Consider the following 18,549-nt stretch of genomic DNA (forward strand, 5'->3'; position numbering starts at 1 on the left):
CATCCAAAAGCAGCGCCAGCGCCTCCTTGATCTCCGCGATGACCTTGTCGATGCGGTTTCCGGCATGGCCCGTGACACCATCCGCAATGCGCCGGAAGGTTCTGAAGCTTCCGGCAGCGGCCAGCACCAGGGTGACGCCGGCAGCGATGCCTACGACCGCGACTTCGCCCTTTCCGTCCTGGCCAAGGAACAGGACGCGCTCTATGAAATCGAGCAGGCCCTCCGCCGCATCCAAGGCGGAGCCTATGGCATTTGCGAAATGTCCGCCCGCAAGATTCCGCAAGCCCGTCTCGAAGCCATCCCGTTCGCCCGTCTAACGGTCGAGTGCCAGGCCCAATGGGAGAAGGAATATGGCAACCGCCGCTTCCGTCCGTCCAACGAAGTTGGCTTCAGCGGCGGGAAATATGTCGATGATGAAGATTCCGAAACGGTTTCTCTTGACGAAGACGACGATTAAATCATCCTCCCGCCCCCAAAGTCATGCCACGCGAGATTATTATTCTAGAATGCACCGAAGCGAAAGCCGAGGGCAAGCCGACTTCACGCTACGTCACCACACGTAACAAGAAGAGCCTCCGCACGCCAGGTCGTCTGGAGAAAGTGAAATTCAATCACTTCCTCAAGCGCCGCACCCTTCACCGCGAACTCCGCTAACATCAGCTTCTGCTACCATGTCCGAGCCAAAAACAATCCAGCGCCGAATCAATTTCCGTAAGGCGAACCGCATGATGCCGCGCCGCCGGCATGACATCCCGGCCGACTTGGTCGTTCCTACCAATCCGGAGCTTCTCACCAAGTTCACCACGGAGACCGGTAAGATCCTTCCACGCCGCGTCACCGGAGTTTCCGCCAAGCTTCATCGCAAGATCAACAACGCGATCAAGCAATCCCGCGCGATCAACCTGCTTCCTTAATCGGTCGCGAGGTTCTTGAAATTTCAAAAGCCGGCCCGTGAAAACGGTCCGGCTTTTTCATTTGTCCTTCCCGCAGGTGATGGGAAATTCTTCCGCAATTTTTGCCTTGGAGCGATCCGTTTGAGTTTCTACATTCCGCGCGGCGACAGCCGACCCTCATGGCCAAAAAAGATTTCACCATTCTCAACAAACTCGGCATCCATGCCCGCCCTGCGGCGCAATTCGTCAAAACCGCCAACCGTTTTCAGGCGGATATCTTCGTTGAGAAGGATGGTGAGGAAGTCGATGGCAAGAGCATCATGGGCCTGATGATGCTGGCCGCGGGCCACGGTTCCGTCATTTCCGTCAGCGCCGATGGCTCGGATGCCGATGCCGCGCTGGACGCCATCGAGGATCTCATCACCCGCAAATTCGAGGAAGATTGATGAACTGCGGAATTCATTCCGCATCACCGGGACCGCGAAATTCATTGCGCGCGGCTATTCTTCATAAAGCTCGATCGGCAACCCGTCCGGATCGGCGAAAAACGTAAACCGTTTCCCCGTCAGTCCATCCACCCGGATTTCCTCCACCGTAACGCCCTTGGCAGTTAGATCGGCGGTTTCCCGTTCGATATTGCTGACGGAAAACGCCAGATGCCGCAGCCCGCAAGCCTCCGGATAGGATGATCTGGCCGGTGGTGCTGGAAACGAAAATAACTCGATCTGAGTTCCTCCGGGCACGAGCAGGTCCAGCTTGTAGGAATTCCTCTCAGGGCGATGGGTCTCCGCCAGGATTTCGAATCCCATGATTTCCGTATAGAATCGCTTCGACGTTTCATAGTCGGAGCAAATCACCGCGACGTGATGAAGTCCGGAAACCGTCACGCGGATTGGGATTTGATCACTTCCATGCAACCCCAGCCGTCGGGCCTGCCGTCAAACGGGCTGGCGAGTTCCGCGAGATTGAGTTCGATCTCGGTGATTTCTTCCAAAGTCGGCACCATCCGGATACGGATCGATGTCAGCCAGGCGACTTGTTCGTTCCAGTATTCATGTTCGCACCGTTGATAGCCTTGGGCGCGGGCGGCGGTGATGAAATCCACGGCGGAATCCTCCCGCGTGAACAAGTGGTTGAACTCGACGTCACGCTTGTTGATCAGGCTGTCTCCATCGGCGGCCATTCGTCGCAAAACCTCGGCGTTTTCCTCCTCGGGCGATCCCGGGCCATCGGCACCCAGCATGCGTTTGATCCAATTCAAATGCTCTTTCACGCTCTGAATCTGCTGGAAAATGCAGGGGACGTCAAGGTCGCCGGGAATGTCTAGGGGCGGGAAAGAGCTTGGATCAACTGGGCGGCTTCGGGGAAATCCGGACGAAGCTGGAGAGCGCGGGTGGCAGCGGTTAGAGCTTCGCTTTTCTGACCAAGCCGCGCGTGGATCGTTGCGCGGGCGTAGGGAATCGAGGCGTCGGATGGGTCGGCGGATTCTCCATGGCGCAGGGCGTCGATGGCTGGCTTCGGTTGATTCATGGAACTGCGGATCAGACCGAGATTATACCAAGCCCGGGCATAGCTAGGATCCAGCTTCACGGTTTTCTCAAGTGATGCGACCGTTCCCGGAATATCTCCCGATTCGTTGAGAGAAAGCGCGAGCTTGAAATGATATTCCGGGTTTTCGGGGTCGAGCCGGATCGCCTGGCGGAGTTCGTCGACCGCTCCTTTCGTATCACCGCTGGTGCTCAGCAGGATGGCGAGGTCGTGATGGAAGGGTGGGGAATTCGGGTCCAACTGGATCGCCTTGCGCATCTGCCGGATGGCGGAGGGATTGTCACCGCGGAGTGTGGCGAACTGGCCGAGCTGCATGCGGCCGGTGGGTTGGTCGGCGTTGAGATCGAGCATGTGGACGAGTTCCTTGCCGGCGCGGGTGTTCAAATCGAGCGTATCGCAGAGAGCCCACGCGGCGGCGATTCTGACGGAACGAACCGGATCCTCCAAAAGTGGTTGGAGCGCGCTGCGAACGACGGCGTTGTTTGCTCTAACGACTGGCCCGAGTGCCCGGACCGCCGCTTCACGGACGAGCGGACTTTTGTTTGAAATTTGTCCCAGCAGGGCTTGGGTGACCGACGGATCCAGCACCCAGCGTTCGAGCAAATGGCAGGCGGTGGCTTGCCATGCCGGGATTGGCTCGCTGTCTAACATTTTAACCAGGCCATCGCGTGAGGCAGGATTTCCCTGGCGGGCATTGGCGACGAGCAGGGCGCGGGTGCGGGTCGGGCGGTCGGGTTTTTCACCGAAGAAATTCTTGTTAGCCGCGATCGCCCAATCGGCGTCCTTGTCGGTGTGGCACTTGTTGCAGGCGTTGGGGACATTGAATTCCTTGGTGAGCTTGGGATCGGGAATGCTGAAGCTGTGGTCATGCCGCGGATGGCGCTGCATGTAGGTGGTGACCGGCATGTGGCAGGACGTGCACTGGTTTCCGGTGCTGTCCACGCCGTGATGGCTGTGAGCGGTGGGATCGATGACCGGTGCCGTCGGGAAATCCGTGCGGCCGCCGGCGTGGCAGTTCATGCAGAGTTGGTCTCCCGGAGCGATACGTTTGCCGGAATGGGGATCATGGCAATCCGCGCAACGGACACCAGCGTGATACATGCGGCTGGAGACGAAGGATGTGTATTCGTAGTTTTCATCCCGGATCTGACCGTCAGGATAAAAGGTTTCGGTTTCGTCGGTCACCGTCAGGCTGAAATGATCCGCGAACAACTCGCCGGGGATGAGATCGCCCGTGAGTTCGGCGCGCCGTGCATGACACGCCGCGCAAGTCTCGGTGACCTGGTCGCGGCTGAACGGATGGAGCGCCGGATCCTTCTTCACACCCGACGGTGGTTTTTTCTGCCAATCGACGTGATCCTTCATCGGACCGTGGCAGGCTTCGCAGCTCACGCTCATTTCCGCCATCGAAGTGTGGTAGCTGTTGGTCTGCGGTTCGTAGTTTTTCCGCAACCGGGTGTTGTGGCAGGCAGCGCACATGGCGTTCCAGTTCATGCCCTGGCCGGTCCAGTGGCCCCAATCGCCGGGCTCGCGTTCGTCGTCGCCATAAACGTCGAACCATTCGTTTTTCGCGGGATCGAGAGTCACGTCGCAGGTCTGCAGGCGTCCGCCGGGAGCGGGGATGAGGAACTGTCTTAGCGGATTGTTACCGATGACTCGGACCGGCTGATAGGCGTGGCGTTGCTTGTCGAGTCCGACGGTGAGGATTTTTGCGAGCCCATCGGCATCGACGAAGGCCTCGGAGGTGTCCTTGCCATGGACCAGCGCTTGTTTGGGGGAAAAGGAATGGTAGTCCTCGTCCTTGCTGATGTTCCGCTCGGCGAGGCCGTGGTTGGAGTATTGCCATTTTTCGAAAGCCGCCTTGTGACATTCGATGCACGTTTTCGAACCGGCGTATTTGGAGTGAACCTCGTCCTCGGGCGCGAGGATCGGGGCGTGGGGATCGACTGCGACAGCCTGTTTCGGGAGGAGAGCAGGCGTGTTGAAATGGCGGACCAGCAGGCCGATTGCCGCGACCGTCAAAATCACCGCGAAAATGCGGACAAGTGGTCTTCTCAATAATCCCATGGTGATTTCAACGGCTTGGCGCAGTGAACCGACAGGACGTTGCAACGTCAATCCGGGACATGCGGATTGAAATCAGCGGATTCTAGCGGCGAGCCAGGCAACCAGTCTGCGGCTCGCACGGTTGGGTGAGAAAGCGCGCGCAAGCGGCGCTACTGGATCCGGTTGGATGGTGGGGGAGGTGAACAGGACCGTGAAAACAGGGATCAGGAGAATCGTGAATCCAACGGTACGAATCCCTGGCGAAAAGATCATCCCCGAATTTCCGTTCCGCGAAAACGACGACATGAGCCAAGCGCCGCAAAAGACGAAATCGGCGAGATGGAATGCCAGCAGTCTGTAGCGGGTGGAAGCGATATAGCCGGATCCGAGGATGCGAAACAGATGGATTCCCCACCCGAACAACGCCGGAACGGCGAGCATGAACAGGATTCCAGCAAGCCCTCTGGCCCTCGAAATATCACTCAATCCGCTCCCGAGCGCCGAGATTACAAGGAGGCAAGCCAGCAAGGTTCCCGGAAGGATCAGCAGTAGCATCCATCCGAGCATCCATTGATGCAGCCGGGTTTTCATATTCTCGAAGGTTGTATAAGGAGCGCGGACCAAGGGAAGTGATATTTATTCATGCTGACAGGAACCCATCTCCCATCCATTGAAAATCAAACGAAGGTCCTCGACGCCAGCATGCGATTCATCTATCCCATCAACATTTCTCTCCCCCTCGATCCTATGAAAATCCCATTCACCGCCGTCTTCGTCCTGCTGCTGGCCCCAGCGGTGCACGCCCAGTTCTCTGTCAACGCATGGAAAGGCAACCTCTCCTCCGGCATCGTCGAGGATTCCCTGTGGGCCGTCCATTTCGGAAGTGCCACGAATACCACCATTGCCGGGAAGGCCGTCACTGGCGTCGCCGGGGCAAACCCCTCTGTTGCCGGAAATTTCTCCATCAGCGGAGTTCCCTTCGTTTACAACAATGACAACAATGCTCTAACCGCCCTCGGCAGCAATGGCAGCGCCATCATCGCCCATGACTTCATCTACGGTGGAGATCCCGGCATCATCACCCTTGAGGGACTAACCGTGGGGAAAACCTACGTGGCCAGCATCCTCAGTACCAGTTGGGGTTCTGATATCGGACAACTGGCGAATTTCCGCGCCATCACCTTCACCAGCGGTGCGGACATTCTCCTGGTGGATCAGGACCAGTTCGGCTACAACCCGCAGAATCTCGGTAAAGGCATCCGCGTGGATTACGCCTTCACCGCTACCGAGGTCACCCGCGTCATTTCCCTTGGCGTTTCCAACGCCAACGCAGCCACCTGGCATCTCTACGGCCTCGCACTGCGCGGTACTAACACCGTCGTCACCACGGCGGCTGATAGCGGGGCGGGCTCCCTGCGCGATTTCATCGAAAAAGCTCCGTCCGGCGCGACCATTACCTTTGCTCCCGAGCTTGCAGGCAGCACCATCTCCATCACCTCGGAGCTTTCGATCAACAAAGACCTGACCATCGCCGGCGGCCCGGGGATCACCCTCGATGGCGGCGGAACGAACCGTATTTTATCTGTTATCAGCGGTAAAACCGTAGCCCTCCGGAATCTCACCCTCCAGCACGGCAGCCTGTTCACCCCGGGCGGTGCCATTCTCAACAAGGGCTTGCTCACCCTCACCCAGTGTACCCTTGTCGGAAATTCCGGCGACTCCGGCGGCGCCATCCAATGCACTGGTGGCACCCTTCTCTTGGAAAACTGCACCCTCTCCGGCAACACCGCGACCGGCAGTTCCGGTGGCGCGATTCGAAACAACGATGGGTCCGTGGCGCTGGTCCAATGCACGCTCACCGGCAATGCCGCCCTCTATGGCGGTGCGATTTTCAACGTCAGCGGTTCGTTGAAGCTCTATCAATGCACCGTTACCGGAAACGACACCTCCGATTTTGGAGGTGCCATCGATTGTGATAGCTCCCTTTCAATCTATAACAGCATTGTTGCCGGAAACACCTCTCCGACAGACGGTGGCGACATCATCAACCATAGCCAAAGCAGCTTCGTGCATCTCGGTGCGAATATCATCCAGGATTACGTGATCGAGACCGGCGGACTACAATCCGGTCAGGCAATCATCAACGCCGCGCCAACGCTCGCTCCGCTTGGAAACTACGGCGGCCCCACACAAACGATGCCGCCGCTGCCCGGCTCTCCCGCTCTGGATGCCGGCCTCAATCAATATGCCTATGATGCCGAACAGATCGCCCTCTCCACGGATCAGCGCGGCGCCGGCTACACCCGCCTGTTCGATGCGGATGCCGACGGCAGCAGCGTTGTGGATATCGGCGCTGCCGAGTCCGCACCCGAAATTTCCATTAAACAATCCGCCGTCAACTTGTCCGACGGCTGGAACACCACGAGATTCGGCAATGTGAAAATCCGAAAAACCAGCGTCGCCAAAACCTTCGTCATCACCAATAACGGCACTCTTGATCTAACGAAAATCGCGGTTTCCAAAGACGGTGCCAACAAGAGTGAATTCTTCATCGCCGCCCTCGGGCAAAACAGCCTTGCCCCGGGAACCTCCACGACCTTCACCGTTACCTTCAAACCGAAAGCCACCGGCAAGCGCGCCGCCGCCATTCACGTCAAAAGCAACGATGCGGATGAAAACCCGTTCGACATCAAAACCGCGGGCACCGGCAAGGCTCAGTAACCCGCTTTATTTCCTGCGTTGGAGGAACAGGTCGATGCCGTCCACCAATGCGAGCCAGCTCGCTTCGATGATGTTATCGGAAACGCCGACAGTGCCCCAACTGGATTCACCGTCGGTTGAAACGATGAGCACGCGGGTCTTCGCCGCAGTGGCGTCGTGGCCGTCGAGGATGCGGACCTTGTAATCGACGAGCGAGACGTTGGAGATTTCCGGATAGAAGGGGAGCAGCGCCTTGCGCAGGGCGATGTCGAGCGCGTTGACCACACCCTGGCCTTCCGCGACGGTGAGTTCCGGTGTGTTGTTGACGGAAAGTTTCACGGTCGCTTCGCAAACCGGCGGATGGCCGTCGCGGTATTGGCGGAAGCTGGTGTGGTATTCCGTGAGGTCGAAAGGTTTCTGATAGGTTCCGAGTTCGCGGCGGATGAGTAGTTCCAGCGATCCGCCGGCGGCTTCGTAGGAATAGCCGTCGTTTTCGAGTTCCTTCACGCGGCGCAGGATGGCCCCGGCTTCGGGCGCGCCTTTTTCCAACTTGATCCCTAACTCCTCCGCCTTGATCAGGATGTTCGACTGGCCGCTGAGTTCGGAAACGAGGATGTTCTGCGAGTTTCCAACGCTGCCCGGAACGATGTGCTCGTAGCTACGGGCAAGCTTTTGAACGGCGTTCACATGCATCCCGCCTTTGTGAGCGAAAGCCGTGCGGCCGATGAAGGCGGCGCGGGCGAAATGCGGGTTGTTGGAAACGTCATCCACGAAATAGGATAGATCGCGGAGTTGTTCCAGATGCGGAACGACCGGCATGTCCATCTTCAGTTGGAGGATCGGGATGACGGAGGTGAGATTGCAATTTCCCGTGCGCTCGCCGTAGCCGTTGATGGTGCCCTGAACCTGGTTCGCTCCGGCTCTAACGGCGGCGATGGCGTTGGCGACGGCGAGTTCGCAATCGTTGTGCGTGTGGATGCCGACCGGAGTTCCCGGCAGGTGTTTCATCACCGCCTCACAAATTTCCATCACCTCGGAGGGAAGTGTTCCGCCGTTCGTGTCGCAGAGGACGAGGCTGGCAGCTCCGCCGTCCGCCGCAGCTTTCAGCGTGGCGAGGGCGTGGGCGGGGGAGTCTTTGTAGCCGTCGAAAAAGTGCTCCGCATCATAGATCACCTCGCGGCCGTGGCTGACGAGATGGGCAACGGTGTCGCGGATCATCGCCTGGTTTTCCTCGACGGTGGTGCGCAGGACTTCGGTGACCTGGAGTTCCCAGCTTTTTCCGAAAATGGTGACGACCGGCGTCTCGGCTTCCAGCAACAATCGCACCTGCGGATCTTCTTCGACCGGAGTATCCGCACGGCGGGTGGAGCCGAACGCGGCGAGCTTGGCGTGCTTCAGATTCAGCTTCTTCGCCTCGCGGAAAAATTCGATGTCCTTGGGATTAGACCCCGGCCAGCCGCCTTCGATGTAGTCGATGCCGAATTCGTCCAAACGCTTCGCAATTCGCAGCTTGTCGAGGCCGGACAATTGGAATCCTTCGCCCTGGGTGCCATCGCGCAGGGTCGTGTCGTAGAGAAATACAGGTTTGGAGCTCATCGGCAGGGGCGCGGAGACTAGGGGCCGCCCGGCGAATGGGCAAGGGAGAAGCGACGGTGAAATGACGCCTCGGATTCTTCGGATTTCCAGTAACCAATCGTCGTCCGCAGGTCTCGTCCCCCCACCTTGGGGGGGTTGAAAGGACAATATAATGCAACTAGTTTACCTGAACCGATCTGATCGGAGGTGGGAATTTGCGCAGGTGTATGAGCCTTGCCGATCCCGTCGTGTTTCGAAACCCACTCTATGATGACCCGCATTTCACGTCCACGGAAAGCCTCCATACAACTCTGTGGGCGCTTCGCAGCTGTCGGCCTGCTGATGCATTTCGGTGGAAACGTCATGGCCGGAACACCGGGCCTCGATCATCCCGCCGCGGTCGCACCTTTCTTGAATGGCTCCCTGCCACGGGTCGAACCCACCGGCGCCAGCGAGTGGACGGTCCAGGAGACATTCAGCAGCATCAATATCAACCTGCCGATGCATCTGCTCCCGTACCCCGGAACGAACAAGCTGCTATGCGTCGCCAAAGAAGGGAAAATCTTCCTGTTCGACAACACTCCGGGTGCTAACCAGACGGACACGTTTCTGGATCTGAGCAGCGTGGTTTTCACCAGCAGCGACAGCGGCATGACTTGGTTGGTTTTTCACCCGGAGTTCGGTCAGGTCGGCTCGCCTAACCGAGACTACGTTTATATTACCTATAAATGGAAGCCTGCGGGAGGAAATGGCAACGAAGCGTTCTGGCGTGTGGCTCGCTTCACCGTCATTCTCGATGGGAACGGAAAACCGATCGCGGATCCGGCGAGCGAGCAAATCCTGATCCAGCAATACGACCAGCAGCAATGGCATGACAGCGGCTGCATGACGTTCGGACCGGATGGCTATTTATATATCGGCATCGGCGACGAGGGCGGATCTAACGATCAATACAACGACGGTCAGAAAATCAATGATCGTCTGTTTTCCGGCATTCTGAGAATCGACGTGGACCAGAAAGCGGGCAGTCATGCGATTCGACGCCAGCCATTGCACAATCCAGTGATGCCAGCCGGATGGCCGGAGAGCTTTACAGCGAATTATAAAATTCCGGCCGACAATCCGTTCAACGATGTGTCGGGAGGAAACCTTGAGGAATTCTATGCCATCGGTGTCCGCCAGCCCTATCGGTTTTCCTACGACACCGTTACCAACCGCCTGTGGCTGGCGGAAAGCGGTCAGGACACCCGCGAGGAACTCGATATCGTGACGCCGGGTGCTAACTTTGGCTGGCCATTCCGCGAGGGGATCATTTCCCGACCGACCGGTCCGCAACCTCCTACCGTGCCTACCACCATCATCGGTACCCTAACTGAACCGATCTGGGATGCTTCCCACGCGACCGATGCCTGCACCGTCGGTGGATTTGTCTATCGAGGGACGGCCCATCCCAGTCTCGTCGGGAAATTCATCACGGTGGACAATGTCACCGGCCATATCCGCGCCCACACCTACAACGGCTCGACCGCCACCAACGACCTGCTGACCGACATGCCGAGCGGCAGTGTTTACAGCGGCACCTCGACCATCGGTTGGGATCAGTCCGGTGAGCCAATTTTCATCAAGATCAACGGAACCGGAACCCGCGGCCGTTATTTCAAGCTGGCGACCATTCCAGCCGCGACCACAAGGTCGGGATGGTTCCGGTTCGAGGATCAGGCTGTGACGAATACCTCCGGCTATGTGTCGGACAATCCGGTCAACTCAACGGCGAATGCCGTGGTTGACGGTGTTCCGCTGTTAGCCTACGACGACGAAGCTGCCAACAGCGCCAATGTCACCTACAACGCGGGAAGCGGAGTGAGCCCGACCGGATTTCCCGCCAACACTCGCGGAGTTCACATGCAGGGCGCGGATCTCGACGGCCGGCCTGGAAATAATGCTGGCGATCTTTACACCGGTTCCAAGCTCGGGGTTCTGAACAATTTCACCATGGAGTTGAGTTTCAAACCGAACACGGGATCTCTAGCAGGCGGTTACCAGTGTTTCCTCGGACTTGACGGGCTGACAGGCACCACTCCGCCGGCGGATGGCGAAGACGGACCCGCCCTCCAGCCCTTCCGGCTCATGCGATGGGGCAGGACTGATGCCGGTGCCACGACGTTTCCCCTTACCAGCGGCGATTTGTATCTCAATGTAAGAACCTTGAATCCGGCCACCACGACCTGGACCACCGTCCCGCTTAAGGTGCTGCCCCAGGCTTCGTTCGTCGCGGATGCCTGGTATCACCTCGCAATCGTCGGCGACGTTGCCGCCGGGACTCTAACGGTCTATCGCTACGATACCGTCACATCGGCCTACACCCAGCTCGCGCAGGCGACGGGTTATGTCGGGAATCTGCAGTCCGGCGTCTGGTCGGTCGGCCGGGGATGTTACAATGGAAACTCCGCGGACTGGGTCACTAGCGCCGACTTTGACGAGGTCAAAATCACCGATGAAGCACTCCCTCAATCGAAGTTCCTCTACGGTTCGGCCCCGGTTGTGCCGGTGATTCCAGTCGTGGATCCGCCGCCCTTGCTCTCCCAAACCGGCGCGTTTTCCAATGTCGCCACCCTGACTCCGGCCGCAGGAGTTGTTCCTTATACGGTGAACGCCCCGCTTTGGTCGGACCGCGCGCACAAACTCCGCTGGATGGCACTCCCTAACAACGGAGTGCACGACAGCCCTTCCGAGAAGATCACCTTCAAAGCCGAGGGCAATTGGCAATTCCCTGTCGGTACGGTTTTCATCAAGCATTTCGAACTCCCCGTGGACGATACGAACCCGACGGTTTACCGCCGTCTTGAAACGCGCTTCGTGGTCATTCCCGAGTCCGGAGAGCCTTTCGGTTTCACCTACAAATGGCGCCCCGACAATAGCGACGCCGATCTCATGCCTGCGGGCCTGGACGAGCAGATCGACATCGCGGCCATCGGCGGCGGCACCCGCCAGGAAACATGGACTTATCCGAGCCACAGCGATTGCCGGTTCTGCCATAACGGCAACGCTGGTTACGTCCTCGGGGTGAAACCGTGGCAGCTCAATGGTGACATGACCTACCCTCTAACGGGGCGCGCCGCCAACCAGTTGGAAACGCTCGGTGCGTTGGGGTGGTTCGATAACAGCTATCGCGAGGATCTCATTCCCTGGATGTTGAAAAGCCACAACGTCGCCGAAACCACCGCCAGCCTGACTGATCGGGTGCGCTCCTACATTGATTCCAACTGCTCCCAGTGCCACCAACCGGGCGGCGTCCGCGCGTTTTTCGACGCCCGTATCACCACTCCGCTTGCGAATCAGGGGCTCATCTACGGCGATGTCGAAACCAACTACGGCGATGACCTCAACCGCGTGATTCGTCCCGGGGACCCTGACCGCTCGATCATGCTCCGCCGCCTGAGTTCCACTGCGGAAATCAAGATGCCGCCGATCGCCAAGCACCTCGTGGATCAGCCAGCGATCCAGCTTTTCACCGACTGGATCAACAGCCTTGGTACCGGGCCGCTGGTTGCTCTAACTGGTCCGGCCACAACCACCGGCCCGTTTCAGGTGAATGTCCATTTCTCAGACAGCGTCACCGGCCTCACCCCCGGCGATTTCGACATCCTCCACGGCACCGCCGCAGGTCTGACGGGAAGCGGGGCCGATTACGTGCTCACGGTCAACCCGGCCGGTTATACCACTGCGTCGGTAAGTTTGCCGGCAGGTCGGGCCCAGAATGCGGCGACGGCGGGCAACTACGCTTCGAACGTCTATCTGCAAACGGTCGCCGAGCCGCCGGCTGCGGATGCCGACGGATTGGTCGCATGGTATCGACTGGATGAAACATCGGGCACGGTGGCCGACGACAGCACCATCGCCAGTCCTTCCAACGGTACGCTGGTGAATAGCCCGGTATGGGGAGCTGCTAAGTGGGGGAACGGTCTTACATTCAGCTCCACCCTGAACAACCGCGTCACCGTCCCTAACAGGGTTGGCAATGATTTCTCGGTCTCTTTCTGGATGAAAACAACCCAGAGTTTCACATTCAACGGCGGAAACACCAACAACGCCTATGAGGGTAAGGCGCTCATTAACGCGGACACCGGGGGCAATAACACGGACTTCATGATCGCCGGCACCCGGACCGGCAACTCCGGTGCCAGAATCCATCGCATCACCGTCATGACGGGTGTGAGCACAACCGCCGGCGCGATTCAAATCCAAGGCACCACTTCGGTGAATACCGGACAATGGGTGCACGTGGCGGTCACCCGCGCGAAGACCAGCGGAGAGGTCAAGATTTACGTCAATGGATCGCTCCAGACGACGGCCATCGGAAGTACCGCGACGCTGAATTCCAATCCGGTGATCACCCTGGCTTCCACGCCCGCCGATGCGACGCGGAGTTACGACGGAAGTTTGGACGAGGTGCGCTTTTACACCAAGGTGCTGAGCCAGGCAGAGGTCACCTCACTGTATCAAACCGCTCCGCCAAATCCACCGGCTCCCAGCTTGATTGCCGCTTCGACCGCCTTCGAGGACTGGACCGCCGCCTGGTTCCCCGGAATCTATCACCTTCAAGGCGCGCAGTCCGCCGGGTTCGATCCGGACTTTGACGGCATCACCAACTTCGGGGAATTCGCCTTCGGTGTGAATCCGCAAACCTACGACTTCATCCGAGTGCCGATCACCCGCAATACGCCGACCGGCCCGGTGGTGCTCAGCTATGTCGCGCTGAAGGACAAGTCGGCATCCCATTACAAAGTCATGGTTTCAGACAATCTCGTCGGCTGGACCGATGCGACTCCTAACATCACCACGACCACCGCCGTGCCGATCGCCGGCACCGATTACGAGACAGTGACCGTCACCTACACTCCTCCGGTGGGCAATGTCACCAAGCAGTTCTTCAGCATCCAAGCCACCCAGCAATGACGCGATTTATTCCGTGATTCCTGATGATTCGCTTTGACGAACTACGGGACTTTCCGTAGAAGAATTCGTCTTGCAATCATGAAGTGCCCCCGATGTGTCCAGCGTATCCACCGTGCCGCGGCCTCCTGCCCGCATTGTGGCTTCACGCTTGTCGATGCGGATGGGTATTTTGGCGCTGAGGAAGTCCGGATTCGCAGCCTCACGGACTGCGCGGGAATCCTGAGACGCGGTGATCGTCCGCGGGTCGAGGCGGCGATGGAAAAAATCGCCCGGCGCTTCCCTCAGGTTTTCGTCGCCATTTACACCGGTTCACTTGGAGAGGTTTCCAATATCCGGCAATTCGGTTTCTGGCTGTTGAACCGTTCCGCTTTCGAGGATGTGCCTGTGGAGAAACCCAACGAAGCGGGAATTCTCATCACCATCGATCCGGAGTCCAAAGCCGCGGGCATCGTCTTCGGTTATCTGCTCGATCCATTTCTCGAGGAGTCCGATACCTTCGATTGCCTCTCCCGCGCTCACGCCTATTGGCTGGAGGAGCGCTATGCGGACGGCCTCATCAGGTTGCTGGCTCATCTGGACGGGATCTTGGCCAAGCGTAGCCGCCAAGCCAGGCGGGATCCCGAGCATTTCGAGCGCAAGGTAGTTCCTCCCGCGCAGATGGGGGATCTCGTCCGCCGGATCCGCTCGGGCCATCGTCCCCCCGCCATCGGGGAGGAAAAAAAGACGGAGGTTTCCCGGTGAAATCGATCGCCGTGATAGTCGCTGGATCATTGATCACCCTTTGTGCGGCACGCTCTTTCGACGAGCCTTCCTTGCCCGCATGGAATGGCTCCGAACGTGCCGAGTTGGAGAAATCCGGCTGGATTCCGGGTGCCATTCTTCTAACCGAAGACCCGATTCCCGACGAACCGAAGGCGACAGCCGAACCCCTGAATGTCGAGCTGCCGAGCCCCGAGGAAATCGTCGATGACCTCAGGCGCATGACCGAAGTGCCGGAGAAATTCCTGCCCGCTTATTTCGCAGAGCGCCCCAACACATTTCTGGTAGATCCGCAGGGGCTTCTGAGTCCTTCCGACTACCGTGATCGGCTCAGCTTTCTCAACTATCACGCCAGCGACTCGTCCATCGATCTCTACGTTTACGTCATCGGCGGCGATCAGGATATTCCCAGCGAGGTCCGCGAGGAGGAAATGATCGAGCGTTGTTTTTCCGACGGTCGTCCCGCCGCCATCGTTTATTACTATCTGGGCGCGCCGCAGCGATCGGTGGTCTATCTGAGTCCTTCGATCACCGGTTCGATTTCTGCCCCCGAGCAGCATCGGGCGCTGGAAAGCTCGGTCATGCAGGCGTTTGAAAAAACCAATCCGTCCGAGCAGTTCGCGAGATTTCTCGTCCAGATGTCCATCCGCATCTACTGGATGGAACGCAAGCTGGCGGGAGACACGGTCACCGCCGATGAATCGCCTGCCATGAATCCGCTGCCGGCCGCTCCCGTTGTCGCTGATGCGAAATCGGCGAAACTGTTATGGGTGAAGCAGCTCGCTCTCCGCTTCGCCATGCCTGCGGCGGTCCTGCTGGGTGCGTTTCTAACGGCATTCGGTTTCAACCACTGGCTGCGGCTGCGCGCCCGCTACCGTTTTCCCGAATTCGACGTCGAGCCCCGCCTCGGTGGCGCGCATGCGGCCGGTGTCGGTGCGGTGATTTCGTTCGCCAGCGCCACGCTGCCGCCCGCTTCCCAGCGCGACCAGGTGCCCGACTATTTGCGGCGGGCGTAATTCTGCCGCTCCGAAATTTTCAAATTCATGATTCCGCTCGAAACCGTTGACCACGACACTTTTGTTCCACTGGAACGACATGCTTTTGTCGCGCTGATTGGGACGGCAAAGGTCGAACTCCGATTGCATTCTATTCAGAAACTCGGACACAAGCGGTCGGATGCGGCCCGGGATCCCTTTTCTATCACCTTTCGCGGTCCACAAGGACTGCGTTTTCCGCAGGGAACCTATCGCTTTTCATGTGATGCTCTTGGGGAGATCGAGATCTTCATCACGCAGGTCGCCGACGGATCGCAAGGCTCGGAATTCGAGGCGATCTTCACTTGAGGTCAGGCTAGGCTGTCCATTCCAGTAGCAGATAGACCCCCTTGTCCTCAAGCAGCCGGAAACCAAGGCGTTCGTAAAGGCTCAACGCCGGATTGAATCGTTCGACGTGGATGGATAGGGATCTTTCGCTGGCGGCGGCCTGGCGTTGCAGCTCCAGCAGCAAGTGCGAACCGATGCCTTTACCGCGATATTCCGGCAGGATGGCAATGTCCATGATGCGGATTTCCCGAGTCCAGCGGTCCACATAAAGTCGGCCGACGGAATTTCCTCCGGCTTCGATCACGCAAAACTCCGCGGTCGGATAGTGCTGCCGGTAGTGCGCGTCCTGCGCGACGAACTGCATCCGGCAGAACTCGGTCTTTTGGGCATCATCCCAATCGGTGGCTGTCAGTTCCTCCATCCGCGTGGAGGCATACACGGCGGCGAGGAATTCCGTGTCATCCCCGGTGGCGGCTCTCAGGCTGACGGACGGTGTCATCGGCGTTCAAACGCGATGGCTGCAGACAGCTTCCAAATAGACGCGCTCGTTCGACTCGCCGACCGGGGAAATGAAAAGGTCGAAGGTTCCCATTTTGCCATGGGCGAGTTGATGGATCTTGCTCTCGATTATGGAGCCTTTCAGCGCGGTGAACAGGAGAGAAAACGAGGTGAATTCCGCGGTCGGACTGACCTGCTTTTGAGCTTCCCCGACTTCAACGAGAGTGCAGTTCGTGTTGATGGATTCGAGGCGGAACAGGGATTTTAGATGCGGCAGGAAATCCTCGCGACGGATCACACCTGCCTGCGGCACCGTGTTGTTTTGCGATGCCGCTTCGATTTGACTGGAATCGCCGGGAGCTGCTAGCTGGGGCTCCGTTTGAGCGGTTTTCCCGGGTGTAATGTTTTTACTCTCATGGGGTTGCAAGCCAAGATAGCCCGCAAGGCCCCCGATCGCTCCGGCACCGCCCCATCCCAGAATTCGGCGGCGGGTGAGGGAGCTCGGGTTGAAATCGGAAGAGTTTGACATGGTTGGCAAGTGGCGGATGCGGTTCAGGGGCTACCACGAACCGACGGGATTTACAATTAAAGTTACCAAATATTTAACGCAACCTCTCAATAATCTGGACCTAAGTAAACCCGGCCTGTAAAAGCCCCACACGTTTCCTGATAGGTAACCGCCGAACGATTTTTTATCTCCATTTACCATTTTGCCATGGCAGAACCATTCCTTAGCGAAATCCGCATCATGTCCTTCGTCTTCGCGCCGAAGGGCTGGGCGCTGTGCAACGGGCAATTGCTGCCTATCAACCAGAATCAGGGGCTTTTCTCACTCCTAGGCACGACCTTCGGCGGCGACGGGCGGGTGAATTTCGCCCTCCCGGATAACCGCGGCCGAACTCCAATCCACGTCGGCGGCGGGCACACGCTCGGTGAGCGGGGAGGGGAGCAGGCGCACACGCTTTCGATCGCGGAACTGCCCACTCACACGCACATTGTCCAAGGCTCGTCGATTGCGACAGGCGGCAACGTGAGTCCCAACGGCCGGTATTTGGGCGGTGGCAACAACGTTTACCATGCGCCGGCCAATCTCACCAGCCTTGATCCGGGCACGGTGACCAATGTGGGTGGCAGCCAGGCCCACCTGAACATGCAGCCGTTCCTCACGCTGAGCTTCTGTATCGCACTCCAAGGGATTTTCCCTTCACCCACCTAACTACCATGGCTCAACCTTACGTAGGTGAAATCCGCATGTTTGCGGGTAACTTCGCCCCCGCCGGCTGGAATTTCTGCGAGGGACAACTGCTGCCCATCTCGGAGAATGAAACGCTCTTCCAGCTCATCGGCACCACCTATGGCGGCGATGGCGAATCCACCTTCGCATTACCGGACCTGCGCGGCCGGATTCCGATCCATCAGGGCGGCGGCTTTACCCTCGCGGAAACCGGCGGCGCTGAAGAGATCACGCTATCCGTGAATCAGATCCCCGCGCACAGCCACCCGATGCTTGCCGCAGCGGTCAATGGAAACCAGATCACCCCCGCAGGAAACATGCCTGCCAGCTCTTTCAGCGTGGTTCCCTACATCAACGATGTACCGAGCGGCAACTTCCACGCGGCGGCGATTGGCCCGATTGGCGGAAGTCAGCCACACAGCAACTTCCAGCCCTACCTCTGCGTCGATTTCATCATCTCGCTTTTTGGCATCTTTCCCTCACCGACCTGACCTATGGCTGATCCTTTCGTCGCGGAAATCCGCATTTTCCCTTTCAATTTCGCGCCGAAAGGCTGGGCCTGGTGCGATGGACAATTGCTGCCGCTATCTCAGAATACGGCGCTGTTCTCATTGCTCGGCACCACCTACGGCGGCAATGGCAAGTCCAACTTCGCACTGCCCGATCTCCAAGGCAGCGCGCCCATGCATCCGGGACAGGGCCCGGGCCTTTCCCTGCATGACCTAGGCGAAATGAGCGGTTCCGAAACCGTGACGCTGCTGCAAAGCGAGATGCCGGGCCATTCTCACGCACTCCGGGCCAACGTGCTGGATCCGGGAGATACCAACGTGCCAAGCCCGTCCGCTTCGTTGACTCTTTCTTCCGGCGGCTCTCTCTATCAGCCTGCCAGCAATGTGCAACTTGCGGTCGAGACCCTTGCACCCGCAGGCGGCGATCAACCGCATAACAACATGCAGCCGTACCTGACCTTCTACTTCAATATCGCGCTGCAAGGGGTCTTCCCGCCGCGAACCTGATG

At 58.6% G+C, this 18,549-nt stretch carries 19 protein-coding genes; 12 read left to right on the forward strand and 7 right to left on the reverse strand.

Annotation, left to right across the window (positions count from 1 at the left end; all coding sequences use genetic code 11):
- From ABIQ96_RS24775 to ABIQ96_RS24790, 4 genes are all read left to right on the forward strand, one after another.
- Positions 1-457: TraR/DksA C4-type zinc finger protein (locus tag ABIQ96_RS24775; RefSeq protein ID WP_348217346.1), on the forward strand; the 457-nt coding region annotated here is incomplete at its 5' end.
- A gap of 23 nt (positions 458-480) precedes the next feature.
- Complete coding sequence (gene rpmG, locus ABIQ96_RS24780; RefSeq protein WP_200350839.1) at positions 481-654, forward strand: 50S ribosomal protein L33; 174 nt, start codon at positions 481-483, stop codon at positions 652-654.
- Positions 655-725: 71 nt separating this feature from the next.
- Complete coding sequence (rpsR, locus tag ABIQ96_RS24785) at positions 726-914, forward strand: 30S ribosomal protein S18 (protein ID WP_348217395.1); 189 nt, start codon at positions 726-728, stop codon at positions 912-914.
- 158 nt (positions 915-1,072) lie between these two features.
- On the forward strand, positions 1,073-1,339 hold the full coding sequence (locus ABIQ96_RS24790) for an HPr family phosphocarrier protein (RefSeq protein WP_348217347.1): 267 nt from the start codon (positions 1,073-1,075) through the stop codon (positions 1,337-1,339).
- Between the two features lie 54 nt (positions 1,340-1,393).
- Here the strand turns inward: ABIQ96_RS24790 and ABIQ96_RS24795 are convergent, their stop codons facing one another.
- From ABIQ96_RS24795 to ABIQ96_RS24810, 4 genes are all read right to left on the reverse strand, one after another.
- Positions 1,394-1,780 (reverse strand): VOC family protein, encoded by a 387-nt coding sequence (locus ABIQ96_RS24795; protein ID WP_348217348.1) that lies wholly within the window; start codon positions 1,778-1,780, stop codon positions 1,394-1,396.
- Complete coding sequence (locus ABIQ96_RS24800; protein WP_348217349.1) at positions 1,777-2,166, reverse strand: ribonuclease E inhibitor RraB; 390 nt, start codon at positions 2,164-2,166, stop codon at positions 1,777-1,779. Before ABIQ96_RS24800 ends, ABIQ96_RS24795 begins: the two co-directional genes overlap by 4 nt.
- Positions 2,167-2,216: 50 nt before the next feature.
- Positions 2,217-4,469, reverse strand: a complete 2,253-nt coding sequence (locus tag ABIQ96_RS24805; protein WP_348217350.1) for a tetratricopeptide repeat protein — start codon at positions 4,467-4,469, stop codon at positions 2,217-2,219.
- 111 nt (positions 4,470-4,580) lie between these two features.
- Positions 4,581-4,928, reverse strand: a complete 348-nt coding sequence (locus tag ABIQ96_RS24810; RefSeq protein ID WP_348217351.1) for a hypothetical protein — start codon at positions 4,926-4,928, stop codon at positions 4,581-4,583.
- A 306-nt stretch (positions 4,929-5,234) separates the two neighbouring features.
- On the opposite strand from ABIQ96_RS24810, the gene ABIQ96_RS24815 reads away from it, so the two are divergent.
- Positions 5,235-7,208: a choice-of-anchor D domain-containing protein gene (locus ABIQ96_RS24815; protein ID WP_348217352.1), complete on the forward strand. Its 1,974-nt coding sequence runs from the start codon at positions 5,235-5,237 to the stop codon at positions 7,206-7,208.
- Between the two features lie 6 nt (positions 7,209-7,214).
- Here ABIQ96_RS24815 and cimA read toward each other — a convergent pair whose 3' ends face one another.
- Positions 7,215-8,783 (reverse strand): citramalate synthase, encoded by a 1,569-nt coding sequence (cimA, locus tag ABIQ96_RS24820; protein ID WP_348217353.1) that lies wholly within the window; start codon positions 8,781-8,783, stop codon positions 7,215-7,217.
- A 246-nt stretch (positions 8,784-9,029) separates the two neighbouring features.
- Between cimA and ABIQ96_RS24825 the strand changes: the two genes are divergently transcribed.
- From ABIQ96_RS24825 to ABIQ96_RS24840, 4 genes are all read left to right on the forward strand, one after another.
- Positions 9,030-13,718: a PQQ-dependent sugar dehydrogenase gene (locus tag ABIQ96_RS24825; RefSeq protein WP_348217354.1), complete on the forward strand. Its 4,689-nt coding sequence runs from the start codon at positions 9,030-9,032 to the stop codon at positions 13,716-13,718.
- 78 nt (positions 13,719-13,796) lie between these two features.
- Positions 13,797-14,459 (forward strand): hypothetical protein, encoded by a 663-nt coding sequence (locus tag ABIQ96_RS24830; protein ID WP_348217355.1) that lies wholly within the window; start codon positions 13,797-13,799, stop codon positions 14,457-14,459.
- Positions 14,456-15,493 carry a hypothetical protein gene (locus ABIQ96_RS24835; protein ID WP_348217356.1) on the forward strand — a complete coding sequence of 346 codons (1,038 nt, stop codon included), beginning with the start codon at positions 14,456-14,458 and terminating at the stop codon, positions 15,491-15,493. The genes ABIQ96_RS24830 and ABIQ96_RS24835 overlap by 4 nt, the downstream gene beginning before the upstream one ends.
- A 27-nt stretch (positions 15,494-15,520) precedes the next feature.
- Complete coding sequence (locus ABIQ96_RS24840) at positions 15,521-15,820, forward strand: hypothetical protein (protein WP_348217357.1); 300 nt, start codon at positions 15,521-15,523, stop codon at positions 15,818-15,820.
- A 7-nt stretch (positions 15,821-15,827) separates the two neighbouring features.
- On the opposite strand, the gene ABIQ96_RS24845 is transcribed toward ABIQ96_RS24840, so the two are convergent.
- Together ABIQ96_RS24845 and ABIQ96_RS24850 are read right to left on the reverse strand one after the other, a co-directional pair.
- Entirely contained in the window at positions 15,828-16,298 is a 471-nt protein-coding gene (locus ABIQ96_RS24845) for a GNAT family N-acetyltransferase (protein WP_348217358.1), read from the reverse strand.
- 6 nt (positions 16,299-16,304) lie between these two features.
- Positions 16,305-16,826 (reverse strand): hypothetical protein, encoded by a 522-nt coding sequence (locus ABIQ96_RS24850; RefSeq protein WP_348217359.1) that lies wholly within the window; start codon positions 16,824-16,826, stop codon positions 16,305-16,307.
- A gap of 186 nt (positions 16,827-17,012) precedes the next feature.
- Between ABIQ96_RS24850 and ABIQ96_RS24855 the strand changes: the two genes are divergently transcribed.
- From ABIQ96_RS24855 to ABIQ96_RS24865, 3 genes are read left to right on the forward strand one after another with little or no spacing between them, the layout of a single operon-like run.
- Positions 17,013-17,513 carry a tail fiber protein gene (locus ABIQ96_RS24855; RefSeq protein ID WP_348217360.1) on the forward strand — a complete coding sequence of 167 codons (501 nt, stop codon included), beginning with the start codon at positions 17,013-17,015 and terminating at the stop codon, positions 17,511-17,513.
- Positions 17,514-17,518: 5 nt separating this feature from the next.
- Complete coding sequence (locus ABIQ96_RS24860) at positions 17,519-18,022, forward strand: tail fiber protein (RefSeq protein WP_348217361.1); 504 nt, start codon at positions 17,519-17,521, stop codon at positions 18,020-18,022.
- Between the two features lie 3 nt (positions 18,023-18,025).
- Positions 18,026-18,547: a tail fiber protein gene (locus ABIQ96_RS24865; RefSeq protein WP_348217362.1), complete on the forward strand. Its 522-nt coding sequence runs from the start codon at positions 18,026-18,028 to the stop codon at positions 18,545-18,547.
- Positions 18,548-18,549 lie beyond the last annotated feature (2 nt).

Origin of the sequence: Luteolibacter sp., assembly GCF_039920825.1 — a bacterium.
Taxonomy (GTDB): domain Bacteria; phylum Verrucomicrobiota; class Verrucomicrobiia; order Verrucomicrobiales; family Akkermansiaceae; genus Luteolibacter.